The sequence below is a fragment of the Prescottella equi genome, from assembly GCF_002094305.1.
GTDB lineage: Bacteria > Actinomycetota > Actinomycetes > Mycobacteriales > Mycobacteriaceae > Prescottella > Prescottella equi.
Genome location: NZ_LWTX01000004.1, coordinates 32,436 through 57,639 on the forward strand (window position 1 = coordinate 32,436; position 25,204 = coordinate 57,639).

The following is a 25,204-nucleotide window of genomic DNA, read 5'->3' on the forward strand; positions in this document are numbered from 1 at the left end:
CGGTGCCCCCGGTCTCGTCGGGTCCCGACCGTTCCGCCCAGTCGGGTCCCGACCGGCCTGGGGCGGACGACCCCGGGCGCGGGCGTCGGATCGCAGTCGACGTCGGGAGTGTGCGGATCGGGGTGGCCTCGTGCGACCCCGACTGCATCCTCGCGACGCCGGTGGAGACCGTTCCGCGCTCGAAGGAGAAGGGCCCCGACGCGCCGGACATCCGGCGGATTGTCGCGATTGTCGAGGAGTACGAGGCCGTCGAGGTTATCGTCGGTCTGCCGCAGACCCTGCGAGGTGAACGCGGCAAGGCCGCAGACCTGGCGTCCGCGTTCGCGCGGCGACTCCGGCGTGCCGTCGAGCCTGTCCCGGTGCGGATGGCCGATGAACGTCTGACGACGGTGACGGCGTCGCGCGCACTGCGCGAGAGCGGGGTGAAGGCCAAGGGTCAGCGGCCGATGATCGATCAGGCCGCGGCGGTGGCGATCTTGCAGGGATGGTTGGACGAGCGGAGCAGAGCGGTGAACGTGTCGGATCCGGAAGAAGGCGATCGACCCACGGGAGACGCCCTGTGAGTGATCAACGGCCGCCGTCGGGGCGTCCCGAGTACGAGTCGGACTCGCGGTACGCGGGTGGTCACGACGGCGACTACGGCTACGAGTACAGCCGGCCGTACGAACCGGCGTACGACCGGGGCCGGGCCTCGGACGTCGACCAGGGCTACACCTCGGACCACACATCGGACTACGGCTCGGACTACGGATACGAGCCCCAGTACGACAGGTACGAGTACGACGACGGGCGCCGCGCCCTGCCGACCGCGGTCGGCACCCACCCGATCAGCCGCGGCGAGGCCCGTCGACTCCAGGCCGCCGCGCGCCGCAAGCGGCGTGGCCGCATCATCGGCGTGCTGGCCGGCGCGGTGCTCCTCGGCGGCATGGGCGCGGCCGCGGTCGCGGTGTACGACAAGGTCTCCGGACGCGATGTCGCGGACTACGCGGGCCCGGGCGGTCCCGAGGTGGTCGTGCAGGTGCATCCCGGCGACACGGCGAACCAGATCGCGGACGAGATGGCCGCGAAGGACGTCGTCAAAAGCGAGGCCGCGTTCTATCGGGCGGCGCTGCGCAACGATGCGATGAGTGCGGTGCAGCCCGGCTACTACTCGATTTCCACCCGGATTTCCGGTTCGGACGCGGTGTCGGCGCTCGTGTCGCCGGACGCCCGTGTCGGCGCGCTGGTGATCTCGGAGGGGCGTCAGCTCCACGACACTCGCGACGTGCAGACCGGCGCGGTGAAGAAAGGCATATACACCCTCATCGCCGAGGCCAGCTGTGTCGGCCCGGCGGACGCGCAGAAGTGCCTCACCTACGACCAGCTCAACGAGGCGGGCGCGGGCCCGGACCTCGCGGCGCTGGGCGTGCCGGACTGGGCGCAGGCAGCGGTGGCGAACGTCCCGGACCGGGATCGCCAGCTCGAGGGTCTGATCGCCGCGGGCAGCTGGGATTTCGATCCCACGCAGACCCCCGCCGAGATTCTCCGGCAGCTGGTGAGTTCGAGCGCGGAGAGCTACGAGGCGACGGGACTCGAGAGCGCGGGTGGCAACGTCGGGCTCGCGCCGTACCAGATGCTCATCGTCGCGTCGCTCGTCGAACGCGAGGCGTTGCCCTCGGACTTCGACAAGGTCGCGCGGGTGGTGGTGAACCGGCTTGCGGTCGCCCAGCCGTTGCAGTTCGACTCGACGGTCAACTACGCACTCGACACGACGGAGGTCGCGACCACCGACGCCGATCGTGCCCGGGTCACGCCGTGGAACACGTACGCCATGCCGGGCCTGCCCGCGACGCCGATTGCGTCCCCGAGCATCAATGCGCTTCGCGCGGTGGAGAATCCGGCGCCCGGTGACTTCCTGTACTTCGTGACGATCGACAAGAAGGGCACGACGCTCTTCACCCGTAGCTACGAAGAGCACCTCGCGAACATCGAACTGGCCCAGAAGAGCGGCATTCTCGACAGTGGAAGGTGATCGACGTGTCGGCCAGTGAAGGCAGGAAGGCCGCCGTTCTCGGTAGCCCGATCGCGCATTCGAAGTCCCCGGACCTGCACCTCGCTGCCTATCGTGCGCTCGGGTTGACCGACTGGACGTACGAGCGGATCGAATGCACCGGCGAACAGTTGCCGGGTCTGGTGTCGGGTCTCGGGCCCGAGTGGGTCGGCCTGTCGGTGACGATGCCCGGGAAGGTGGCGGCGCTCGAGTTCGCGACCGAACGCACCGACCGCGCCGTCGCGATCGGGTCGGCGAACACGCTGGTGCGCATCGACGACGGCTGGCGGGCGGACTGCACCGACGTCGACGGGGTCCGCGGCGCACTCGTCGAGGGCGGGATCGGCGACCTCTCGGGCGCGCCGGCCGTCGTGATCGGTGCCGGTGGCACCGCCCGGCCCGCGCTGGTGGCCCTCGCGGATCTGGGCGTCGGCTCGGTGACCGTCGTGGCCCGCGATGCCGCCCGCGCGCGCGAGACCCTGGACTGCGGGGAGGCCGTCGGTCTCCACGTGCGGCACCTGACGTTCGACGACGCCCGCCTCGGCGACGTCTGTGCGCACTCCGCCGCCCTCGTCAGCACGGTGCCGGCCGTGGGGGCTGCGCCCTGGGCCGAGGCGATCGGCCGGGCACCGTTCGTGCTCGACGCGATCTACGACCCGTGGCCGACGCCGCTGGCGCAGGCCGTCGAGCGGGCCGGCGGCACCGTCGTCGGCGGTCTCGCGATGCTCCTCAACCAGGCATACGGCCAGGTGGAGCAGTTCACCGGCATGCCGGCGCCGCGCGCGGCGATGGCTGCCGCACTCGATTCCTGACTTCGCCGACGGCGCGGTAACCGCGGCACCGCCCGCCTGTGGCGGGTGTGGCGGCTGCGACCGACGGCCCGCTGTCGAAGGTGACCCTACGGACGTGGAAAGATGCTGGACGTGTTGCGCTGGATAACTGCTGGAGAGTCCCATGGTCCCGCCCTCGTAGCCATGCTCGAGGGGATGGTCGCCGGCGTCGAGGTGACGTCCGACGACATCTCGGCGCAGCTCGCGCGCCGTCGTCTCGGCTACGGCCGCGGTGCCCGCATGAAGTTCGAGGCCGACAAGGTCACGATCATCGGCGGTGTACGGCACGGCCGCACGCTCGGCGGACCGATCGCGGTCGAGGTCGGTAACACCGAGTGGCCCAAGTGGGAGACCATCATGTCCGCCGACCCGGTGGACGAGGCCGAACTCGTCGGCCAGGCGCGCAACGCGCCGCTCACCCGTCCGCGTCCCGGGCACGCCGACTACTCGGGCATGCTCAAGTACGGCTTCGACGATGCCCGCCCGGTGCTCGAGCGCGCCAGCGCCCGTGAGACCGCGGCCCGTGTCGCCGCCGGTACCGTCGCCCGCCAGTTCCTCCGCCAGCTCTTCGGCGTCGAGGTGCTCTCGCACGTCATCTCGATCGGCGCGTCCGAGCCCTACGTCGGCGTCGGCCCGGAGGCCGGCGACCTCGAGGCGATCGACGCCAGCCCGGTGCGCGCGTTCGACAAGGCCGCGGAAGACTCCATGATCGCCGAGATCGAGGCAGCGAAGAAGGACGGCGACACCCTCGGCGGCGTCGTCGAGGTCATCGTCCACGGTCTCCCGGTCGGCCTCGGCTCGTTCATCAGCGGCGCCGATCGTCTCGACTCGAAGCTGGCCGCCGCCCTGATGGGCATCCAGGCGATCAAGGGCGTCGAGGTCGGCGACGGCTTCGAGACCGCACGCCGTCGCGGTAGCGCGGCACACGACGAGATGCGTCCGGGGCCCGACGGCATCCTGCGTTCCACCAACCGCGCCGGCGGTCTCGAGGGCGGGATGACCAACGGCGAGGCCCTGCGGGTCCGCGCCGCGATGAAGCCGATCTCCACCGTCCCGCGCGCGTTGTCCACGATCGACATGGCGACCGGTGAGGAAGCGGTCGCGATCCACCAGCGCTCCGACGTGTGCGCGGTCCCGGCGGCAGGCGTCGTGGCCGAGGCGATGGTCGCGTTGGTCGTGGCCCAGGCCGCGCTCGACAAGTTCGGTGGCGACTCGATCGCCGAGACCCGCTCGAACTTCCAGCGCTACGTCGACGGCATCGCGGCACGTCACCCGCGGTGATCGGATGACACCACGTGCGGTGCTGATCGGGCCGCCCGGTGCGGGCAAGTCGACCATCGGTCGACGGCTCGCGCAGGCGCTCGACCTGGAACTGCTCGACACGGACGTCGAGATCGAACGCCGGACGGGCCGCACCATCCCGGAGATCTTCGCGACCGACGGGGAGCCGCACTTCCGGGAGATCGAGGAGCAGGTGGTCGGGGAGGCGCTCGAGAAGCACGACGGGATCCTGTCCCTCGGTGGTGGCGCGATCCTGTCCGAACGCACCCGTACCCGGCTTGCCGGGCATACCGTGGTGTACCTGGAGATCAGTGTCGCGGAGGGCCTCAAGCGGACCGGTGCGACCACCGGTCGGCCGCTGCTCAACGGGGGCGACCCGAAGGCGAAGTACCACGCGCTGATGCGCCGCCGTCGGCCGCTGTACCGGCAGGTGGCGACCATCCGGATGCGCACCGACAGTCGGAGCCCGAGCCGGGTGGTCCAGCAGTTGGTGACGAAGTTGACCGACGGGCCCGCACCGGGCACCCCGGCACACGACGAGACAGAAGCGGAGCAGTAGAGAAGTGACCGAACCGGTACGCGTCGAGGTGGCAACGGCCGATCCCTACCCGGTGATCATCGGGCGGGGTCTGCTCGGTGACCTCGTCGAGGAGCTCGAAGGCACCCGCACGGTGGCGATCTTCCATCAGCCGCCGCTCGCCGAGACCGCGGAAGCGGTACGAGGGGCGTTGGCGGAGAAGGGGATCGATGCCCACCGCATCGAGATTCCGGATGCCGAGGACGGCAAGGATCTCGCGGTCGCGGGCTTCTGCTGGGAGGTGCTCGGCCGGATCGGCCTGACCCGCAGCGACGCGATCGTCAGTCTCGGCGGAGGCGCCGCCACCGACCTCGCCGGTTTCGTGGCCGCGACGTGGATGCGCGGCGTGCGGATCGTGCACGTCCCGACGACCCTGCTCGCGATGGTCGACGCCGCCGTCGGCGGCAAGACCGGGATCAACACCGAGGCCGGCAAGAACCTGGTCGGTGCATTCCACGAGCCGTCCGCGGTCCTGATCGACCTCGCGACGCTGGAAACGGTGCCGCGCAACGAGATCGTCGCCGGCATGGCCGAGGTCATCAAGACCGGATTCATCGCCGATCCGGTGATCCTCGATCTCATCGAGGCCGATCCCGAGGCCGCGTTGGATCCGACCGGAACCGTCCTCCCGGAGCTGATCCGCCGCTCCGTCGAGGTCAAGGCGAAGGTGGTCGCCGCGGACCTCAAGGAGTCGAGCCTGCGGGAGATCCTCAACTACGGGCACACCCTCGGACACGCGATCGAGCGTCGCGAGCGGTACCGCTGGCGTCACGGCGCCGCAGTGGCCGTCGGCCTGGTGTACGCCGCCGAACTCGGTCGGCTGGCCGGCCGCCTCGACGACGCCACCGCCGACCGGCACCGGTCCATCCTCGAACTCGTCGGCCTGCCCACCACGTACGACGGGGACGCGTTCGCCGATCTGCTGAAGGGCATGCAGACCGACAAGAAGAACCGCGCCGGGCTGCTGCGTTTCGTCGTGCTCGACGGGCTCGCCAAGCCCGGTCGGCTCGAGGGCCCGGACCCGGCGCTGCTCGTCGGCGCCTACGGTGCGATCGCGCGGGACGCGAGCCCCAGCGGTGGGTCGGTGCTGCTGTGAGGGTGCAGGTCGTCAACGGCCCGAACCTCGGCCGTCTCGGGAAACGTCAGCCGGAGGTCTACGGCTCCACCACGCACGACGACCTCGTCGCGCTGTGTGAGCGCACCGCACAGGAACTCGGCATCGAGGTCGTCGTGCGGCAGTCGGACAGCGAGGCCGAACTGCTCGGCTGGATCCACGACGCCGCCGACGCCGGTGAACCGGTGATCCTCAACGCCGGCGGACTGACCCACACGTCGGTCGTCCTGCGGGACGCGTGCGCGGAACTCACTGCCGGGCTGGTCGAACTGCACATCTCCAACGTCCATGCACGCGAGGAGTTCCGGCAGCACTCCTACCTGAGTGCGGTCGCGACCGGGTCGATCGTGGGCCTGGGCGTCGCGGGTTACGCACTGGCGCTGCGGTTCCTCGCCGAGCGGGGCTGACCGACAGCGAATTTGCCGAGTCCGACGAGAACGGGCCGGGGCGGTACTCCGCCCCGGCCCGTTCGCCGTCCTGTACTCCCCGCCGCCTGCTGGTCGACTGCTACTTGTCGGCGCGGTGCGCTCCGCCCCCGCCCTGGCTGCCGTCGGGATCGACCGGGCTGAACACCTCGGTGGCGGACTCGTCGGCCGCCGGGTTGTACCCGCTCTCGTTGCCGTGCTCGTACGACCATTCGCTGTCGGCGTAGTTCTCGGCCGCGTTCTCCTCGACCTCGAGGTCGGCGTCGTGCTCGTAGGCGACCGCCCCGTCGGACGACTTCGACTCGCGGCCGGCGAGGAACCGGCCGAGAGCCACGGCGACGGACGCCGGGACGAACACCAGCAGGACGGTGAACGCGGCGCCGGAGGTCACCTCGAAGAACAGCGATCCGTTGGTCACCGCGATGTCGAAGATCAGACCCACCAGCCACGACACCGCCCCAGCGAGGATGCCGGCCACGAAAGCCGCCTTGAGCCACATCATCGTGAGGTCGGCGGCGTCGTCGGGATCGGGGTTGGCGCGCCGGTCCCGGATGCCGTCGAAAGCGCCCCACAGGAACGCGGCGAGGATCACGAGGATCAACGAGAACCACCGCAGGATGCTGCCCTGCTGGGGCCACTGCGTCACCGCCGCGCCCAGGAAAGTGCGCACCACCGCATGTACCAAAGCCAGACCGAGACCGCGTACGACCCACCCATTCATGTGACACAGCGTAACCAGCAGGATTCCGCGCTTGTGTCGTAACCCACACAAACGGCACGAAGAGGCGTCGGACACGTCGGGGGTGCGGGGTAGTTTCGGTGCATGTCGATTCATGAGGTGACCACGTCGACCGCCGCGCGCAGGTCGCGGCTCCGCGAGATTCTTCGGGAGCGCGAGCTCGATGCGCTGCTCGTGACCGATCTGCTCAACATCCGGTATCTGACGGGCTTCACGGGATCGAATGCGGCCCTGATCGTTTCGGTCTCCGACGTGCTCGGGTCCGAGGACCGCACCGTCATCGCCACCGACGGCAGGTACCTCGTGCAGGTGGGGGAGCAGGTGCCCGATCTGCGTGCCGAGATCACCCGGGCGTGCGCGCCGGAACTCCTCGAACTGGCCACGGCCTGGGGCGCCGGCCGGCTCGGGTTCGAGAGCCACGTGGTCACCGTCGACCAGCACGCTGCGTGGCGTGACCGGGTGCCGGGGATCGATCTCGTGCGCTCACCCGGGATCGTCGAGCAGTTGCGGGAGGTCAAGGACGAGGGCGAGATCGAACTGCTGCGCCGGGCGTGTGCCGCCGCCGACGACGCCCTCGCCACGCTCGTCGAGCGCGGGGGCCTGCGTCCCGGTCGGACGGAGCGCGAGGTCGCGCGCGAGCTCGAATGGTTGATGTTCGAGCACGGTGCCGACGGCATCTCGTTCGAGACGATCGTGGCCGCCGGCCCCAACTCCGCCGTACCGCACCACCGGCCCACCGGGGCGGTGCTCTCGTCCGGCGACTTCGTGAAACTCGACTTCGGTGCCCAGATCGGCGGCTACCACTCGGACATGACCCGCACCTACGTCCTCGAGCGCGCGGCCGACTGGCAGCGCGACGTCTACGACCTGGTCGCGCGGGCGCAGGCGGCGGGCCGGGCGGCGCTGACGCCGGGGGCGGCGGTCGGTTCGGTGGACGCGGCGGCTCGGTCGGTGATCGAGGACGCCGGCCACGGCGAGAAGTTCCTGCACGGATTGGGGCACGGCGTCGGACTCGAGATCCACGAAGCGCCCGGGATCGGCAAGCTCGGCACCGGTACACTGCTTGGCGGTGCGGTGGTGACCGTCGAGCCGGGTGTGTACTTCTCCGGGCGCGGTGGCGTCAGGATCGAGGACACGCTCGTCGTTCGCGAGCAGGGGCCGGAACTCCTCACTCTCACCAGCAAGGATCTCGCAATCGTCTGAAGGAGACGCGAACTAAGTGGCAGACACCAGTGATTTCAAGAACGGGCTCGTGCTGAAGATCGAGGGCCAGCTCTGGCAGATCATCGAGTTCCAGCACGTCAAGCCGGGCAAGGGCCCTGCGTTCGTGCGCACCAAGATGAAGAACGTCCTGTCGGGCAAGACCGTCGACAAGACCTTCAACGCGGGTGTCAAGGTCGAGACCGCGACGGTCGACCGCCGCGACATGACCTACCTCTACCACGACGGTAGCGACTACATCTTCATGGACGGCGACACCTACGACCAGATCCCGATCGGCGAGGCCACGGTCGGCGACGGCGCGCGCTTCCTGCTCGAGAACATGCAGGTCCAGGTTGCCACGCACGAGGGTGCTCCGCTGTTCGTCGAGCTCCCGGTCACGGTCGAGCTCGAGGTCAAGCACACCGATCCGGGTCTGCAGGGCGACCGCTCCACGGGCGGCACCAAGCCCGCCACGCTCGAGACCGGTGCCGAGATCCAGGTTCCGCTGTTCATCAACACGGGCGACAAGCTCAAGGTCGACTCCCGTGACGGCAACTACCTCGGGCGCGTGAATTCCTGAGTGTCGGGCACGCATAAGAAACTCGGAGCACGTCACAAGGCCCGCAAGCGGGCCGTCGACTTCCTGTTCGAGGCCGAGGCACGCGACGTCGACCCGGTCGACCTCGCGGACGAGCGGTCCGATCTGGCCGGCCGCGACGATTCGGTGGCGCCCGTAGCCCCGTACACGGTGACGGTCGTCCAGGGTGTCGCCGAGAACCTGGACCGGTTGGACCAGGTGATCGAGTCCCACTTGCAGGACTGGACCCTCGACCGCCTGCCGGCGGTCGACCGGGCGATCCTCCGTATCGCTGTGTGGGAGTTGTTCCATGCAACCGACGTGCCGCCCGTCGTGGCCGTCGACGAGGCCGTCGAACTGGCCAAGGAACTCTCCACCGACGATTCGCCGGGCTTCGTGAACGGGGTGCTGGGCCAGGTGGTCCTGGTCGCGCCGCAGGTCCGGGCCGCCGCTGCCGCCACCTCGCAGCGCTCCACCGTCGAGAACGCCGAAGACGACGAGTCCTGACGTGTCGCCGCTGCCGCCCATTCCCGTCACGGGGGTGGGCGGCAGCGGCGTCCGTGCGGCCCTGGACGCAGTGACGTCCGGGTCCGTGGATTCGCACTACCCGGAATCTGGCGCGTGCGCGGCCGCTGATAAGCTGTGCCGCGTCAGACATCCTTTAACGATCCGTCCAGAGAGGCGGAGAAGGAGGTCGCTGTATGCCTACGCCCGAAGGGCCCTCGTCCGGCATTCCTGCGAACGCTCGCGAACTGTTGTCCCCGGCAGATGTCGGCAGGACCGTCGCCCGTATCGCCCACCAGATCATCGAGAAGACCGCGCTCGACGCCACTGAGACGGTCGACGGCGCCACCGCCGTCGGCTCGGCCCCGCGCGTCGTCCTGATCGGCATCCCCACCCGCGGCACGACGCTCGCCGCTCGCCTCGCCGACAAGATCGAGGAGTTCGCGGGGGTCCGACCGCCGGTCGGCTCACTCGACATCACGCTCTACCGCGACGACCTGCGGACGAAGCCGCACCGTCCGCTCGAGCGCACGTCGGTGCCGGAGGGCGGCATCGACAACGCGCTCGTCGTCCTCGTCGACGACGTCCTGTTCTCCGGCCGCACCGTCCGCTCCGCGCTCGACGCGCTGCGCGACCTCGGCCGACCGCGCGCGGTCCAGCTGGCGGTCCTCGTCGACCGCGGCCACCGTGAGCTGCCGCTGCGCGCCGATTACGTAGGCAAGAACGTGCCCACCGCACGCACCGAAGATGTCGCCGTGCTCCTGGCCGAGCACGACGGACGGGACGGTGTCGTGTTGTCGAGCGGGCACGCAGAGGAGAACGAGAAGTGAAGCACCTGCTCTCCATCGCGGACCTGAACCGGGATTCCGCGACCGAGCTACTCGACGAGGCCGAGCGTTTCGAGCAGGCCCTGCTCGGGCGTGAGGTCAAGAAGCTCCCGACGCTGCGCGGCCGCACCGTGATGACGGTGTTCTTCGAGAACTCCACCCGCACACGGGTCTCGTTCGAGGTCGCCGGCAAGTGGATGAGCGCCGACGTGATCAACGTCAGCGCCTCCAGTTCGTCGGTGTCGAAGGGAGAGTCGCTGCGCGACACCGCGATGACGCTGCGTGCGGCGGGCGCCGACGCGCTGATCGTCCGGCATCCGGCGTCGGGCGCGGCGCACCAGATCGCGGCGTGGACCGGTGCGGCCGAGGACGGCGGCCCCGCCGTCATCAACGCCGGTGACGGTACCCACGAGCACCCCACGCAGGCGTTGCTCGACGCGCTCACTCTCCGGCAGCGACTCGGCGGCATCGAGGGTCGTCGTATCGCGATCGTCGGCGACATCCTGCACAGCCGGGTGGCCCGCTCGAACGCGTTGCTGCTCTCGATGCTGGGTGCCGAGGTGGTCCTGGTGGCGCCGCAGACGCTGCTGCCGGTGGGCGTGGAGACGTGGCCCGTGCGGGTCTCGCACTCGATCGACGCCGAACTCCCCGGACTGGACGCGGTGCTGATGCTGCGGGTGCAGGCGGAGCGGATGAACGGCGGGTTCTTCCCGTCACCGCGCGAGTACTCGATCACCTACGGGCTCAACGAGAAGCGGCTCGGGTTGCTGCCCGATCACGCCGTGGTGCTGCACCCCGGCCCGATGCTGCGCGGCATGGAGATCGCGTCGTCGGTCGCCGACTCGGCGAGAACGGCTGTGCTGCAGCAGGTCACGAACGGCGTCCACGTTCGTATGGCGGTGCTGTTCCGGCTGCTGGTGGGAACGGAAGAGGTCGCGTGAGCGACCGGAACACGACAAGTATCGACGAGACGAGAAACGAGAAGGTGGCGCCGCAGATGTCCGCGAGCGGGAACGTGTTGATCCGAAACGTTCTGGTGTACGGGGAGGGCGAGCCGACCGATCTGCTGCTCGGCGGGGGGCAGATCCTCGAGATCGGCACCGGTCTGGACGCAGGCGACGACGTCGAGGTCATCGACGGCGCCGGCCAGATCCTGCTGCCCGGCTTCGTCGACATGCACACGCACCTGCGGGAGCCGGGCCGCGAGGACACCGAGACCATCGACACCGGTTCCGCGGCTGCGGCTCTCGGCGGGTACACCGCCGTGTTCGCGATGGCGAACACCAGCCCGGTCGCCGACTCGGCCGTCGTCACCGATCACGTGTGGCGCCGCGGCCAGGAAGTGGGCCTCGTCGACGTGCACCCCGTCGGCGCAGTCACGGTCGGCCTCGAAGGCCGCCAACTCGCCGAGATGGCGACGATGGCCGCCGGTGTCGGCAAGGTGAAGATGTTCTCCGACGACGGCCACTGCGTCGCGGATCCGCTGATCATGCGACGGGCGCTCGAGTACTCGGCGTCGCTCGGGGTCCTGATCGCGCAGCACGCGGAGGAGCCGCGACTGACCGTGGGGTCGGTTGCACACGAGGGTCCCACCGCGGCTCGCCTCGGACTCGCCGGCTGGCCGCGCGCCGCCGAGGAGTCGATCGTCGCCCGGGACGCACTGCTGGCCCGCGACGCCGGTGCGCGCGTGCACATCTGCCACGCATCCACCGCGGGCTCCGTCGAGCTCGTCAAGTGGGCACGCGGCCAGGGCATCTCGATCACGGCCGAGGTCACCCCGCACCACCTGTTGCTCGACGACTCGCGGCTCGAGACGTACGACGCGGTCAACAAGGTCAACCCGCCGCTGCGGGAGGCGTCCGACGTCGCGGCGCTGCGTGCGGGCCTGGCCGAGGGGATCATCGACTGCGTGGCCACCGACCACGCGCCGCACGCCGAACAGGACAAGTGCTGCGAGTTCTCCCAGGCGCGTCCCGGCATGCTCGGGCTCGAGACGGCGCTGTCGATCGTCGTGGAGACGATGGTCCGGCCCGGTCTGCTCGACTGGCGCGGTGTCGCCCGGGTGATGAGCGAGCGTCCCGCGGAGATCGTCGGGCTCGACGACCAGGGCCGCCCGATCGAGGTGGGAGAGCCGGCCAACCTGGTGCTCGTCGATCCCGACACCGAGTGGACGGTGCATGGTCCGGAACTGGCCAGCGTCGCGAACAACACGCCGTACGAGTCGATGACCCTTCCGGCGAAGGTCACGGCGACGGTGCTGCGCGGCCGGGTCACCGCCCGCGACGGCAAGGTGCGGCCACTCGGAGAGGCACGGTAGTCATGGAACGAATCCTGTGGGTGGTCGGCTGCATCGCGGTGTGGGCACTGCTGGTGTTCCTGATGTACCGCGGGTGGAAGGGCCGCGCCAGGCGCCAGGCAGACCGGATCGGTGAGCTGCCGCAGGTGCCGGCGGATCTCGGTGAGCGGTTGATCGCGCCGAGCACGGGCCTGTACGTGGGCAGCACGATCGCCCCGAGCTGGCAGGACCGCGTCGCGGTCGGCGACCTGGGGTTCCGGGCGACCGGCGAGATCAGCCGCTGGACCGGGGGAATCCTGCTCGAGCGCGACGGCGCGTCGACGCTCTGGATCCCGGAGGCGGCGATCCGGGCGATCCGGACCGAACGCGGCCTGGCCGGAAAAGTGATGACGAAGGACGGAGTCCTGGTGATCCGGTGGGAGCTCCCCACCGGCACCGAGATCGATACGGGATTCCGTGGAGACGACAAGACGGTGTACCCGCAGTGGGTACGCGAGACAGACAGTGATGACACAGCGAATGCGGCGGGCTCTGGTGAGGTCGAGCAGAACGGAGAAGACGCATGAGCGGCTTTGACAGCAATACGGCGGTCCTGGTTCTCGAAGACGGCCGCGTCTTCCGCGGGACCACCTTCGGCGCCGTGGGACAGACCTTGGGCGAGGCGGTCTTCAGCACCGGGATGACGGGCTACCAGGAGACCCTGACCGATCCCAGCTACCACCGCCAGATCGTGGTGTCGACGGCACCGCAGATCGGCAACACCGGTTGGAACCAGGAGGACAACGAGTCGGTCGGCCCGACCGGCGAGTCCGCCGGATCGAAGATCTGGGTGGCCGGCTACGTCGTGCGCGACCCCTCGCGCCGCACCTCCTCGTGGCGTGCGACCGGTTCGCTGCAGGACGAGCTCGAGCGTCAGGGCGTCGTCGGTATCGCCGGCATCGACACCCGTGCCCTCGTCCGGCACCTGCGCACCCGCGGCTCGATGCGCGCCGGCATCTTCTCCGGTGAGGCGCTGGCCGACGTGGACGTCCTCCTCGATCGGGTCAAGACCCAGCCGTCGATGCTCGGTGCCGACCTGGCCGGCGAGGTGTCCACCCCGAACGGCTACGTCGTCGAGCCCGCCGGCGGTGAGGCCCGCTTCACCGTCGCGGCCATCGACCTCGGCATCAAGACCAACACCCCGCGGATGTTCGCCGAGCGCGGCATGCGGGTGCACGTGCTGCCGTCCACCGCGACGCTCCACGACATCCTCGACATCGGGGCGGACGGGGTGTTCCTGTCCAACGGTCCGGGCGACCCGGCCACCGCGGACGGCGCCGTCCACCTCACCAAGGAGGTGCTGGGCCAGGGACTGCCGCTGTTCGGGATCTGCTTCGGCAACCAGATCCTCGGCCGAGCACTGGGTATGAGCACCTACAAGATGAAGTTCGGCCACCGCGGCATCAACATCCCGGTCGTCGAGCACGAGACCGGCCGCATCGCGATCACCGCGCAGAACCACGGTTTCGCCCTCGAAGGCGAGGCCGGCCAGGAGTTCGACACCCCGTTCGGGCGCGCCGTGGTCAGCCACACCTGCGCCAACGACGGCGCCGTCGAGGGCGTCCGCCTGCTCGACGGTTCGGCCTTCTCGGTGCAGTACCACCCCGAGGCCGCGGCCGGCCCGCACGACGCCGCGTACCTGTTCGATCGTTTCGCCACCATGCTCGAGGGAGTCAAGAAGTAATGCCACGTCGTACAGATCTCGAGCACATCCTGGTCATCGGCTCGGGCCCCATCGTCATCGGCCAGGCCTGCGAGTTCGACTACTCGGGCACGCAGGCGTGCCGCGTCCTCCGCGAGGAGGGTCTGCGCGTGAGCCTGGTCAACTCGAACCCGGCCACGATCATGACCGACCCCGAGTTCGCCGATTCCACGTACGTCGAGCCGATCACGGCCGAGTTCGTCGAGAAGGTCATCGCCCGTGAGGCGGCCAACGGCAACAAGATCGACGCCGTCCTGGCCACGCTCGGCGGCCAGACCGCCCTCAACACCGCGGTTGCGCTGCACGAGCAGGGCATTCTGGAGAAGTACGACGTCGAGCTGATCGGCGCCGACTTCGACGCGATCCAGCGCGGCGAGGACCGTCAGAAGTTCAAGGACATCGTCGAGAAGTGCGGCGGCGAGTCCGCGCGCTCCCGGGTCTGCTACACGATGGAAGAGGTCAAGGCCACCGTCGCCGAGCTCGGTTACCCGGTGGTCGTGCGCCCGTCGTTCACGATGGGTGGCCTCGGTTCCGGCATGGCGTACGACGAGGTCGACCTCGAGCGCATCGCCGGCGGCGGTCTGGCCGCGTCGCCCACCGCGAACGTCCTGATCGAGGAGTCCATCCTCGGATGGAAGGAATACGAGCTCGAGCTGATGCGCGACGGCCGCGACAACGTCGTGATCGTCTGCTCGATCGAGAACGTGGACCCGGTCGGCGTCCACACCGGCGACTCGGTCACCGTCGCACCGGCGATGACTCTCACCGACCGCGAGTACCAGGCGATGCGCGACCTCTCGATCGCGATCCTGCGCGAGGTCGGCGTCGACACCGGCGGCTGCAACATCCAGTTCGCGATGGACCCGAAGGACGGCCGTCTGGTCGTCATCGAGATGAATCCGCGCGTGTCGCGCTCGTCGGCGCTGGCGTCGAAGGCGACCGGCTACCCGATCGCGAAGATGGCCGCCAAGCTGGCCATCGGGTACACGCTCGACGAGATCGTCAACGACATCACGAAGGAGACGCCGGCCTGCTTCGAGCCGACGCTCGACTACGTCGTCGTCAAGGCTCCGCGCTTCGCGTTCGAGAAGTTCCCGGGCGCCGACGGCACGCTCACCACGACGATGAAGTCGGTCGGTGAGGCCATGTCGATCGGCCGCAACTTCACCGAGGCGTTCGGCAAGGTCCTGCGTTCACTCGAGACCAAGCGGGCCGGCTACTGGACGGGCCCCGAGGTGGAGGGCACGCTCGAGGAGCTGCTCGAGGCGATCAAGGTTCCGACCGACGGCCGGATGTACCAGATCGCGCAGGCCTTCGAGCTGGGTGCGACCCTCGAGCAGCTGTTCGACGCCACCGCGATCGATCCGTGGTTCCTCGACCAGATGCAGCAGATCGTGGAACTGGGGGCCGAGGTCCGCTCCGCGGAGACCTTCGGCGCGACCGAACTGCGTTTCGCCAAGCACCACGGTTTCTCCGACCGCCAGATCGCGGCGCTGCGTCCGCAGCAGTTCGGCGAAGGGCAGGCGGGGGAGGACGCCGTCCGCGCGCTGCGTGACGAGCTGAACGTGCACCCCGTCTACAAGACCGTCGACACGTGCGCCGCGGAGTTCGAGGCCAAGACCCCGTACCACTACTCCACCTACGAGCTCGACCCCGAGGCCGAGACCGAGGTGGCGCCGCAGACCGAGCGTCCCAAGGTCCTCATCCTGGGTTCGGGTCCGAACCGCATCGGCCAGGGCATCGAGTTCGACTACTCGTGCGTCCACGCCGCGCAGACGCTGTCCGAGGCCGGCTACGAGACCGTCATGGTCAACTGCAACCCCGAGACCGTGTCGACCGACTACGACACCGCCGACCGCCTGTACTTCGAGCCGTTGACGTTCGAGGACGTGCTCGAGGTGTACCGCGCCGAGACCCTCTCCGGCACCGTCGCGGGCGTCATCGTCCAGCTCGGCGGTCAGACCCCGCTGGGTCTGGCGAAGCGCCTCAAGGCCGCCGGCGTCCCGATCGTCGGTACCAGCCCCGAGGCCATCGACCTGGCCGAGGACCGTGGCGAGTTCGGCCGCGTCCTCACCGAGGCCGGCCTGCCCGCGCCGAAGTTCGGTACCGCCACCACGTTCGAGGGTGCGCGCGAGATCGCGTCGGGCATCGGTTACCCGGTGCTGGTCCGCCCGTCGTACGTGCTCGGCGGCCGTGGCATGGAGATCGTGTACGACGAGAAGGCACTCGAGAGCTACATCTCGCGGGCCACCGAGATCTCCGACGACCGGCCGGTGCTGGTCGACCGCTTCCTGGAGGACGCGGTGGAGATCGACGTCGACGCGCTGTGCGACGGCACCGAGGTGTACCTCGGCGGCGTGATGGAGCACATCGAGGAGGCCGGCATCCACTCCGGCGACTCGGCGTGCGCGCTCCCGCCGATCACCCTGGGCCGCGCCGACCTCGAGAACGTGCGCCGCTCCACCGAGGCCCTCGCCAAGGGCATCGGCGTCAAGGGCCTGCTCAACGTGCAGTACGCGCTCAAGGACGACATCCTCTACGTCCTCGAGGCCAACCCGCGCGCGTCGCGGACCGTGCCGTTCGTCTCGAAGGCCACCGCGGTGCAGTTGGCCAAGGCCTGTGCCCGGGTCATGCTGGGTGAGTCGATTGCCGATCTGCGTGCGGGTGGCATCCTCCCGGCCGAGGGCGACGGTGGCCATGCGCCCATCGACGCTCCGGTCGCGGTCAAGGAGGCGGTGCTGCCGTTCAACCGGTTCCGTCGCGCCGACGGCACCGGTATCGACACGCTGCTGAGCCCGGAGATGAAGTCGACGGGCGAGGTCATGGGCATCGACGCGGACTTCGGTACCGCGTTCGCCAAGAGCCAGACCGCGGCGTACGGCTCGCTGCCGACCAGCGGCTCGGTGTTCGTCTCGGTGGCCAACAAGGACAAGCGCTCGCTGATCTTCCCGGTCAAGCGTCTGGCCGACCTCGGCTTCCGGATCCTGGCCACCGAGGGCACCGCAGATGTGCTGCGCCGCAACGGCATCACGTGCGAAGAGGTGCACAAGCAGTCCGGTGAGAACCTGCCCGAGGGTGCCCGCACCATCGTCGACCAGATCAAGGACGGCGAGGTCGACATGGTGATCAACACCCCGTACGGCAACTCCGGCCCGCGCGTCGACGGCTACGAGATCCGCAGCGCCGCGGTGTCGAAGAGCGTTCCGTGCATCACCACGGTGCAGGGCGCCTCCGCAGCGGTGCAGGGCATCGAGGCCGCGATCCGTGGCGACATCGGGGTCCAGTCCCTGCAGGAGCTGCACACGCGCTTGCGGGATCAGCAGCAGTGACGTCCACGGAGACGTTCGGGGCGCGGCTCCACGAGGCGACGGGCCGGCACGGCTCGCTGTGCGTCGGCGTGGACCCGCACCCCGAGTTGCTCGAGGCGTGGGGCCTGCCCGACAGCGTCGACGGACTCGAACAGTTCAGCGAGATCTGCGTCGAGGCGTTCGTCGGGCAGGTGGCCCTCGTGAAGCCCCAGGTCGCCTTCTTCGAGGCCTACGGCTCCGGCGGCCTGGCCGTGCTGGAGCGGACCGTCTCGGTGCTGCGGGAGGCCGGGACGCTCGTACTGGCCGACGCCAAGCGCGGCGACATCGGCACCACCATGAACGCGTACGCGCGGGCCTGGCTGGGCGCGGGATCGCCGCTCGAATCGGACGCGGTGACGGTGTCGCCGTACCTGGGATTCGGGTCGCTCGACCCCGCGCTGGAGTTGGCGGAGCGCAACAACGGGGGACTGTTCGTGCTGGCGGCGACGTCGAATCCGGAGGGCGCGCAGGTCCAGTCGTCCACCGCGGCGGACGGCCGAAGGATCAGTCAGGTGATGGTCGACGAGGCCGCCGCCCGCAACGCGGGTGCCGACGTCCTCGGGTCGATCGGTGTGGTCGTGGGGGCGACGCTGCGCGACGCCCCCGACCTCGGCGCGCTGCACGGCCCGATCCTCATGCCCGGCGTCGGGCATCAGGGCGGCACCGCCGACGACGTGCGACGACTGGCGGGCTCCGCCCTCCGCGCGGTCGTTCCGAGTGTCTCGCGCGAGGTTCTGCGCGCAGGACCGTCCGTGACGGCGCTGCAGGAGGCCGTGGGCCGCTCGGTGGACGCCTTCGCGTTCCTCCAGGACTGACCGCGCTGCTTCGAGTGTGAAACCCGGCAGGGCCGGACCCGGTGAACTCACCGGGTCCGGCCCTTTGTCGTTGTGGGGGCGCCGTTTCCGGCGCCGCGCGGGTGCGACACGCACAGTGGTCGACGGATTTCCGAGATTTCTTCCCGATTTCTCCGGCATGTCGTGCCGTTCCGGCGCAAGTGTGGGCCACGCCACGTCGTCGAGGAGTGCCGGCTGGGGCGCGTGAGGCAGGAAAAGCGGTTTCACCAGGGAGTATCCGGGCCGGACCCGCCGCCGGGGCGACGTCCGGGCCCGCGGAGGTGGGTGTACCGGCCCCCTTTCGAACACCCCGTCGAATGAACACATATCCCACCCGAATCGCGCGTCTACGTCGGGGGGTGGGTTAGCAATCGTCGCCCCGCGTGGGTACGGTCGCTATCGCCCCTGGTTATCCGGGGGTTGTAGACCATATGTGCACACGATGAGACGGAGGAACCGTGGCCCTTCCCCAGTTGACCGATGAGCAGCGCGCTGCTGCTTTGGAGAAGGCGGCTGCCGCCCGCAAGGCCCGGGCTGAGCTCAAGGAGCGCCTCAAGCGCGGCGGCACCGACCTGAAGCAGGTCCTGAAGGATGCCGAAGAGGACGAGATCCTCGGCAAGATGAAGGTCTCGGCACTGCTCGAGGCTCTGCCCAAGGTGGGCAAGGTCAAGGCTCAGGAGATCATGACCGAGCTGGAGATCGCCCCGACCCGCCGCCTGCGTGGCCTCGGCGACCGTCAGCGCAAGGCTCTGCTGCAGCGTTTCGATTTCGAGGCCTGAGCGCGGCACGTGATCTCTGACGCAGAAAACGTGTCAGGCGGCAGTGTCGTCTCGGCGACGTCCGAGACAGGCAGCGCAGTGCGGAGGGGTCGGCTGGTAGTACTGGCCGGCCCCTCGGCCGTGGGTAAGTCCAGCGTCGTGCGGCTGCTGCGGGAGCGTTTCCCCGAGGTCGTCTTCAGTGTCTCGGCGACCACCCGCGACCCGCGTCCGGGCGAGGTGGACGGTCAGGACTACCACTTCGTCACGCGTGACGAGTTCGACCGCATGATCGCAGCCGGTGACCTGCTCGAATGGGCGGAGATCCACGGCGGCTTACAGCGTTCGGGTACGCCGGCCGAACCGGTTCGCCGGGCGTTGAGCGAGGGCAAGCCGGTTCTTCTCGAGGTGGATCTGGTGGGCGCACGCTCGGTGCGGGCCGCGATGCCGGAAGCCGTGCTCGCGTTCATGGCACCGCCGAGCTGGGACGTGCTGGTCGCCCGACTGACCGGTCGCGGAACCGAACCGGCCGACGTCGTCGAGCGCCGGCTCCAGACCGCGAAGGTGGAATTGGCCGCCCAGGACGAGTTCGACACCGTCATCGTGAACGAGGACGTCAGCCACGCCTGCGACGAGTTGGTATCCTTGTTGGCTGGACGACAGGTCTAGGCACCGTCGCCCCTGGTTCCGACATTTTCCTCTTGCCATTTACCCAGTCCAGTTCAGGAGAAACCGAGTGAGCAGCACCGAAGCAGTTGTGTCCGACACCGCAGGTCGGGGCGCCCTGCCTGCCTACGACACCCCGCTCGGCATCACCAACCCGCCGATCGACGAGTTGCTCGAGCGCACGTCGTCGAAGTACGCCCTGGTCATCTACTCGGCCAAGCGTGCCCGTCAGATCAACGACTACTACAACCAGCTCGGTGACGGCATCCTCGAGTACGTCGGCCCGCTCGTCGAGCCGGGTCTGCAGGAGAAGCCGCTGTCGATCGCGCTGCGCGAGATCCACGCCGACCTCCTCGAGCACACCGAAGGCGAGTGAGCGGAGTAGCGCCCGTGTCAGATCGGGGAACCGATTCGGCGACCGACGGCTCGGGGACTTCCCCGGCACGTAAGCGGATCGTCGTCGGTGTCGGTGGCGGTATCGCCGCGTACAAGGTGTGTGCGCTCATTCGGAGTTTCACCGAGAGCGGCCACAGTGTGCGGGTGATCCCCACCGAATCCGCGCTCCAGTTCGTGGGGCGCGCAACGTTCGAAGCGCTGTCGGGGAACCCGGTGCAGACCGGGGTGTTCGCGGACGTTCCGGAGGTGGCGCATGTGCGCCTCGGCCAGGAAGCCGATCTCGTCGTCATCGCCCCGGCCACCGCGGACCTCATGGCCCGCGCCGTCGCCGGGCGTGCCGACGACCTGCTGACCGCGACCCTCCTCACTGCGCGGTGCCCGGTGGTGTTCGCGCCCGCGATGCACACCGAGATGTGGGAGCACGCGGCGACCGTCTGGAACGTCGCGACGCTGCGTGAACGCGGGAACGTCGTCATCGAACCGGCATCGGGTCGGCTCACCGGGAAGGACACCGGCGCCGGCCGGATGCCCGAGCCCGAGGAGATCTTCGCGCTGGCCTCGCTGCTCCTCGAAAGGTCCGAGGCGATGCCGCGGGATCTCGAGGGCCACCGTGTGGTCGTGTCGGCCGGCGGGACGCGGGAGCCGCTCGACCCGGTGCGGTTCCTCGGTAACCGCAGTTCCGGCAAACAGGGTTACGCGATCGCGCGCCTCGCGGCCCAGCGCGGCGCCCAGGTGACGCTCGTCGCGGGTGCGGTGTCGGATCTCTCGGACCCCGCCGCGGTCGACGTCGTCCGTGTCCGCACCGCCGAGGAGATGCGGGAGGCGGTCATGAAGCACGCCGTCGACGCGGACGCCGTGGTCATGTCGGCGGCGGTCGCGGACTTCCGTCCGGCGTCCGTGGCCACCAGCAAGATCAAGAAGGGCGCAGCGGACGAGCCGGATTCGATTCCGCTGGTTCGAAACGAGGACATCCTCGCGGGTCTCGTGCAGGCCCGCCGCGACGGCGCCGTCGGATCGTCGACGGTGATCGTCGGATTCGCGGCCGAGACCGGTGACGAGACCGGCGGAGTACTCGACCACGCCCGCACCAAACTGGCCCGCAAGGGTTGCGACCTGCTGGTCGTCAACGCGGTAGGCGATGGCAAGGCGTTCGAGGTGGACCACAACGACGGTTGGCTACTCGGTTCCGACGGCACCGAAACCGCGATCGAGCCGGGTTCGAAGTCGCTGATGGCCAGTCGTGTCCTGGACGCGCTGGCTGGTCTGCTGGTCCCCGAGTAACACACTGCGCGAGCAGTTGCCGCCGGGGACGGCTTCCTGGCACTAGGGTCGTCCGCGGTATTGAATAGAAGTCGAAATCAAAATCAGCTCAGGTGTCGTATCGAGTCCCCGGAGTCCGTTGACACGGATTCGGCGAGGTGAGATTCGGGCAGAACGTCGAGAGGGAGATCTGTGAGCACGTCCGGCAAGCGGCTATTCACCAGTGAGTCCGTGACCGAAGGTCACCCGGACAAGATCTGTGACGCGATCAGTGACTCCATCCTCGACGCGATGCTCGAGAAGGATCCGCGCAGCCGCGTCGCGGTCGAGACCCTGGTGACCACCGGGCAGGTCCACGTCGCCGGCGAGGTCACCACGTCCGCGTACGTCGACATCCCCAAGATCGTGCGCGACAAGGTGCTCGAGATCGGTTACGACTCCTCGGCCAAGGGCTTCGACGGCAACTCCTGCGGCGTCAACATCGCGATCGGCGCGCAGTCGCCCGAGATCGCACAGGGCGTCGACCACTCGCACGAGGCCCGCGTCGGCGGCCTCGCCGACGACGAGATCGATCGTCAGGGCGCCGGTGACCAGGGCCTGATGTTCGGGTACGCCTGCACCGACACCCCCGAGTTGATGCCGCTGCCGATCGCGTTGGCGCACCGCCTGTCGCGTCGTCTGACCGAGGTTCGCAAGACCGGTGTGCTGCCGTACCTGCGTCCGGACGGCAAGACCCAGGTCACGATCGAGTACGACGGTGACCGTCCGGTGCGCCTCGACACGGTCGTCATCTCGACGCAGCATGCCGCCGACATCGATCTCGACAACCTGCTCACCCCGGATCTGCGCGAGAAGGTGCTCGGCCACGTTCTGTCGGAGTTGACCATCCCGCTCGACACCGCCGACGTCCGCCTGCTGGTCAACCCGACCGGGAAGTTCGTGCTGGGCGGCCCGATGGGCGACGCCGGTCTCACCGGCCGCAAGATCATCGTCGACACCTACGGCGGAATGGCGCGCCACGGCGGCGGCGCGTTCTCCGGCAAGGATCCGTCGAAGGTGGACCGCTCGGCCGCGTACGCGATGCGCTGGGTCGCGAAGAACGCCGTGGCGGCGGGTCTCGCCGACCGAATCGAGGTCCAGGTGGCCTACGCGATCGGTAAGGCCGCACCGGTCGGACTGTTCGTCGAGGCATTCGGCACCGAGAAGGTCGACATCGCGACCATCCAGCGGGCGATCAGCGAGGTCTTCGACCTGCGTCCCGGCGCGATCATCCGCGACCTGGATCTGCTTCGCCCGATCTACGCGGACACCGCGGCGTACGGCCACTTCGGTCGCACCGACGTGGATCTGCCCTGGGAGCGCACCGACCGCGCGGAGAAGCTGCGCGCGGCCGCCGGCCTCTGATCGCGACCGAGAGATCGGTTCGCTGACCGGCACCGACAAGACAGCGGCAGCACACGCGCCCGTGGCGCGAGTGCTGCCGCTGCTTCCTGTTGCGCACCTGGACCGGGAATTCGACTACCTGATTCCTGCGGAGCTCGACGATCAGGCGCAGCCCGGCGTGCGGGTGCGGGTGAGGTTCTCCGGTCGTCTGGTCGACGGCTATCTCCTCGAACGGATCGAATCCAGCGAGCACCCCGGCAAGCTCGGCTGGCTGGACCGGGTCGTGTCCGCCGAACCCGTCCTGACCGCGGAGGTGCGGGATCTGGTCGACGCCGTCGCCCAGCGCTACGCCGGGACGCGGACCGACGTCCTGCGTCTCGCGGTTCCACCGCGGCACGCGAAGGTCGAGTCCGAGGAGTGGACGCCCCGCCCGGTCCCCGAGCCGCCGAAGGCGGATCGGGAGGCGTGGTCGGCGTACACCCACGGCATCAACTTCCTGGAGGCACTCGAGGCGGGGCGCGGGCCGCGCGCCGCGTGGCAGGCCCTTCCCGGTGAGGACTGGACGACGCGGTTGGCCGAGCTGGCCGGTGTCGTCGCCGCGACGGGCCGCGGCGTGATCCTCGTGGTGCCCGATCAGCGCGATCTCGACCGACTGCTCGCGGCGTGCGAAAGCGTAGTCGGCGCCGATCATGTCGTGGGACTCGCGGCCGGGCTCGGTCCGGCAGCGCGGTACCGCCGCTGGCTCGCCGCCCTGCGGGGCACTGCGCGGATCGTCGTGGGGACCCGCGCCTCGGTCTTCGCCCCGACGCCGGACATCGGCCTCGTCGTGGTGTGGGACGACGGCGACAGCAGCCTGTCGGAGCCACGGTCGCCGTACCCGCATGCGCGGGAGGTCGCGTTGCTGCGGGCCCATTCCACCGGATGCGCCGTGGTGATCGCGGGTCACGCCCGGACGGCGGAGGCGCAGGCCCTCGTCGACTCCGGGTGGGCGCACGACCTCGTGGCGGCGCGCGACGTCGTGCGGGCGCGGGCACCGATGATCACCGCGCTCGCGGACAGCGACCATGCGCTGGCTCGCGATCCCGGGGCCCGCGCCGCCCGGCTGCCGGGCATCGCCTTCGCGGCGGCCCGTCAGGCGCTTGCCGCGGGACACGGTGTGCTGGTCCAGGTTCCGCGGCGCGGCTACGTCCCCTCGCTCGCGTGCGCCAAGTGCCGGGCGCCTGCACGATGCCGTCGCTGCAACGGTCCGCTGGCGCTGCCCGCGGCGGCCGGGCCGGACGGTGCGGGCTCGCCGACCTGCAAGTGGTGCGGTGTGGCCGACACCAACCATCGCTGCCACGCGTGCGGCGCCCGGGCGCTGCGGGCGGTGGTCGTCGGCGCCGGTCGTACCGCGGAGGAACTGGGCCGGGCGTTCGCGGGGATCGCGGTGCACACGTCGGGGGGATCCGACGTCAAGGCCGAGATCTCGCCCGGGCCCAAGCTGGTGGTGTCGACCGTGGGCGCGGAGCCGGTGATGCCGGGCGGCTACGGCGCGGCGCTGCTGCTCGACGGTTGGGCACTGCTCGGCCGGGCGGATCTGCGCGCCGCCGAGGAGACGCTGCGCCGGTGGATGACGGCGTCGGCGCTGGTGCGGCCGCACGGCGACGGGGGACAGGTCGTGGTGGTCGCCGATTCCGGGATACCCACCGTGCAGGCGCTGGTGCGCTGGGACCCGGTGTGGCACGCCCGCGGGCAACTCGAGGAACGGGCCGAGGTCGGGTTCCCTCCGGCCGTGCACCTCGCGGCGATCGACGGGACGGTCGCGTCGATCGGGGAGATCCTCGAGCTCGCGGCGCTGCCCGAGTCGGCCGAGGTACTCGGACCGGTGCCCTTGCCGCCCGGTGAGCGTCTGCCGTTCTCGAGTGACGAGCCGGAACCCGAGGACGTGGAGCGAATGCTGGTGCGGGTTCCCCGTGCCGACGGGCGAGCGCTCGCGAAGGCCTTGGCCGAGGCGCGGGCAGTGCGGAGCGCCCGCCGGTCGGTAGGTCCGGTGCGGGTGCAGGTGGACCCGCTGCGCATCGGCTAGCTCTCGTGGACCTCGACGATGTACATCCGGTTACGTGAGCGGTCGAGGAACTTCTCCTCGTCGGCCTCGATCGCCGCGGCCACCTCGGGGCGCGCATGGGTGGCGATCATCGCCTCGTACGCCTCCCGGTCGGCGAACACGAACTCACTGATCACGTCGAAGTCCGGGTCAGGCGCGCCGGCCGCGCCCAGCATGTTGCCGCGGTCGAGGTAATTGCGGCGGTACTCGCCGATCTGCGGCAGCAGGCGCCGGATCAGCTCGGCGTGATTGTTCTCGTAGTATTCGACGAACTCGGCGTGGGTGAGTTCCGGCTTACGGGCCAGTAGCGCAACGGCTTTGATCATGTCGGCACGGTA

General features: G+C 69.6%; 25 protein-coding genes. 23 read left to right on the forward strand and 2 right to left on the reverse strand.

The features are described from left to right. Positions 1–2 precede the first annotated feature (2 nt). The 7 genes from ruvX to aroQ all read left to right on the forward strand — a co-directional run bounded on the left by ruvX (position 3) and on the right by aroQ (position 6,238). The gene (ruvX, locus tag A6I89_RS12335; RefSeq protein WP_022595710.1) at positions 3–563 is read left to right on the forward strand and encodes a Holliday junction resolvase RuvX; all 561 of its coding nucleotides are present in this window, start codon (positions 3–5) and stop codon (positions 561–563) included. After that, positions 560–2,011, forward strand: a complete 1,452-nt coding sequence (gene mltG, locus A6I89_RS12340) for an endolytic transglycosylase MltG (protein WP_022595712.1) — start codon at positions 560–562, stop codon at positions 2,009–2,011. The genes ruvX and mltG overlap by 4 nt, the downstream gene beginning before the upstream one ends. Positions 2,012–2,016: 5 nt before the next feature. Continuing rightward, the gene (locus A6I89_RS12345) at positions 2,017–2,841 is read left to right on the forward strand and encodes a shikimate dehydrogenase (RefSeq protein ID WP_080668405.1); all 825 of its coding nucleotides are present in this window, start codon (positions 2,017–2,019) and stop codon (positions 2,839–2,841) included. Positions 2,842–2,952: 111 nt separating this feature from the next. Beyond that, a complete protein-coding gene (gene aroC / locus A6I89_RS12350; RefSeq protein ID WP_022595716.1) occupies positions 2,953–4,140 on the forward strand; it encodes a chorismate synthase in 1,188 nt (395 codons plus the stop codon). 4 nt (positions 4,141–4,144) lie between these two features. Beyond that, the gene (locus A6I89_RS12355; RefSeq protein ID WP_005513458.1) at positions 4,145–4,699 is read left to right on the forward strand and encodes a shikimate kinase; all 555 of its coding nucleotides are present in this window, start codon (positions 4,145–4,147) and stop codon (positions 4,697–4,699) included. Positions 4,700–4,703: 4 nt separating this feature from the next. After that, positions 4,704–5,813, forward strand: a complete 1,110-nt coding sequence (aroB, locus tag A6I89_RS12360; RefSeq protein ID WP_005513457.1) for a 3-dehydroquinate synthase — start codon at positions 4,704–4,706, stop codon at positions 5,811–5,813. Continuing rightward, entirely contained in the window at positions 5,810–6,238 is a 429-nt protein-coding gene (gene aroQ, locus A6I89_RS12365; RefSeq protein ID WP_005513456.1) for a type II 3-dehydroquinate dehydratase, read from the forward strand. Before aroB ends, aroQ begins: the two co-directional genes overlap by 4 nt. Before the next feature lie 100 nt (positions 6,239–6,338). Here aroQ and A6I89_RS12370 read toward each other — a convergent pair whose 3' ends face one another. Then, positions 6,339–6,977: a B-4DMT family transporter gene (locus A6I89_RS12370; protein WP_041674205.1), complete on the reverse strand. Its 639-nt coding sequence runs from the start codon at positions 6,975–6,977 to the stop codon at positions 6,339–6,341. Positions 6,978–7,079: 102 nt separating this feature from the next. Between A6I89_RS12370 and A6I89_RS12375 the strand changes: the two genes are divergently transcribed. The 16 genes from A6I89_RS12375 (at position 7,080) to A6I89_RS12450 (ending at position 24,848) form a co-directional block, all read left to right on the forward strand. Then, complete coding sequence (locus tag A6I89_RS12375; RefSeq protein ID WP_013415913.1) at positions 7,080–8,198, forward strand: M24 family metallopeptidase; 1,119 nt, start codon at positions 7,080–7,082, stop codon at positions 8,196–8,198. Positions 8,199–8,214: 16 nt separating this feature from the next. Next, positions 8,215–8,778: an elongation factor P gene (gene efp, locus A6I89_RS12380; RefSeq protein WP_005513453.1), complete on the forward strand. Its 564-nt coding sequence runs from the start codon at positions 8,215–8,217 to the stop codon at positions 8,776–8,778. Continuing rightward, entirely contained in the window at positions 8,779–9,282 is a 504-nt protein-coding gene (nusB, locus tag A6I89_RS12385; RefSeq protein WP_005513451.1) for a transcription antitermination factor NusB, read from the forward strand. A 194-nt stretch (positions 9,283–9,476) separates the two neighbouring features. Then, complete coding sequence (pyrR, locus tag A6I89_RS12390; protein ID WP_013415914.1) at positions 9,477–10,109, forward strand: bifunctional pyr operon transcriptional regulator/uracil phosphoribosyltransferase PyrR; 633 nt, start codon at positions 9,477–9,479, stop codon at positions 10,107–10,109. Continuing rightward, positions 10,106–11,047: an aspartate carbamoyltransferase catalytic subunit gene (locus A6I89_RS12395; RefSeq protein WP_013415915.1), complete on the forward strand. Its 942-nt coding sequence runs from the start codon at positions 10,106–10,108 to the stop codon at positions 11,045–11,047. Before pyrR ends, A6I89_RS12395 begins: the two co-directional genes overlap by 4 nt. A gap of 56 nt (positions 11,048–11,103) precedes the next feature. After that, positions 11,104–12,423 carry a dihydroorotase gene (locus tag A6I89_RS12400; RefSeq protein WP_013415916.1) on the forward strand — a complete coding sequence of 440 codons (1,320 nt, stop codon included), beginning with the start codon at positions 11,104–11,106 and terminating at the stop codon, positions 12,421–12,423. A gap of 2 nt (positions 12,424–12,425) precedes the next feature. After that, entirely contained in the window at positions 12,426–12,968 is a 543-nt protein-coding gene (locus tag A6I89_RS12405) for a PH-like domain-containing protein (protein ID WP_005513446.1), read from the forward strand. Then, a complete protein-coding gene (gene carA, locus A6I89_RS12410) occupies positions 12,965–14,125 on the forward strand; it encodes a glutamine-hydrolyzing carbamoyl-phosphate synthase small subunit (RefSeq protein WP_005513445.1) in 1,161 nt (386 codons plus the stop codon). Before A6I89_RS12405 ends, carA begins: the two co-directional genes overlap by 4 nt. Then, complete coding sequence (gene carB / locus A6I89_RS12415; protein WP_022595724.1) at positions 14,125–17,472, forward strand: carbamoyl-phosphate synthase large subunit; 3,348 nt, start codon at positions 14,125–14,127, stop codon at positions 17,470–17,472. The genes carA and carB overlap by 1 nt, the downstream gene beginning before the upstream one ends. Then, the gene (pyrF, locus tag A6I89_RS12420) at positions 17,469–18,305 is read left to right on the forward strand and encodes an orotidine-5'-phosphate decarboxylase (protein WP_005513443.1); all 837 of its coding nucleotides are present in this window, start codon (positions 17,469–17,471) and stop codon (positions 18,303–18,305) included. Before carB ends, pyrF begins: the two co-directional genes overlap by 4 nt. A gap of 476 nt (positions 18,306–18,781) precedes the next feature. After that, positions 18,782–19,102 (forward strand): integration host factor, actinobacterial type, encoded by a 321-nt coding sequence (gene mihF / locus A6I89_RS12425; RefSeq protein WP_005513442.1) that lies wholly within the window; start codon positions 18,782–18,784, stop codon positions 19,100–19,102. A gap of 78 nt (positions 19,103–19,180) precedes the next feature. Then, positions 19,181–19,747 carry a guanylate kinase gene (gene gmk / locus A6I89_RS12430; RefSeq protein WP_013415917.1) on the forward strand — a complete coding sequence of 189 codons (567 nt, stop codon included), beginning with the start codon at positions 19,181–19,183 and terminating at the stop codon, positions 19,745–19,747. An 88-nt stretch (positions 19,748–19,835) separates the two neighbouring features. After that, positions 19,836–20,120, forward strand: a complete 285-nt coding sequence (gene rpoZ, locus A6I89_RS12435; protein WP_207390550.1) for a DNA-directed RNA polymerase subunit omega — start codon at positions 19,836–19,838, stop codon at positions 20,118–20,120. A gap of 14 nt (positions 20,121–20,134) precedes the next feature. Next, positions 20,135–21,421: a bifunctional phosphopantothenoylcysteine decarboxylase/phosphopantothenate--cysteine ligase CoaBC gene (gene coaBC / locus A6I89_RS12440; protein WP_022595727.1), complete on the forward strand. Its 1,287-nt coding sequence runs from the start codon at positions 20,135–20,137 to the stop codon at positions 21,419–21,421. 171 nt (positions 21,422–21,592) lie between these two features. After that, entirely contained in the window at positions 21,593–22,804 is a 1,212-nt protein-coding gene (gene metK / locus A6I89_RS12445; RefSeq protein WP_060934556.1) for a methionine adenosyltransferase, read from the forward strand. Between the two features lie 22 nt (positions 22,805–22,826). Further along, entirely contained in the window at positions 22,827–24,848 is a 2,022-nt protein-coding gene (locus tag A6I89_RS12450; RefSeq protein WP_174525762.1) for a primosomal protein N', read from the forward strand. Here A6I89_RS12450 and A6I89_RS12455 read toward each other — a convergent pair. Continuing rightward, entirely contained in the window at positions 24,845–25,192 is a 348-nt protein-coding gene (locus tag A6I89_RS12455) for an EthD domain-containing protein (RefSeq protein WP_005513432.1), read from the reverse strand. The two genes, A6I89_RS12450 and A6I89_RS12455, sit on opposite strands and share 4 nt — an antisense overlap. Positions 25,193–25,204: the final 12 nt, after the last annotated feature.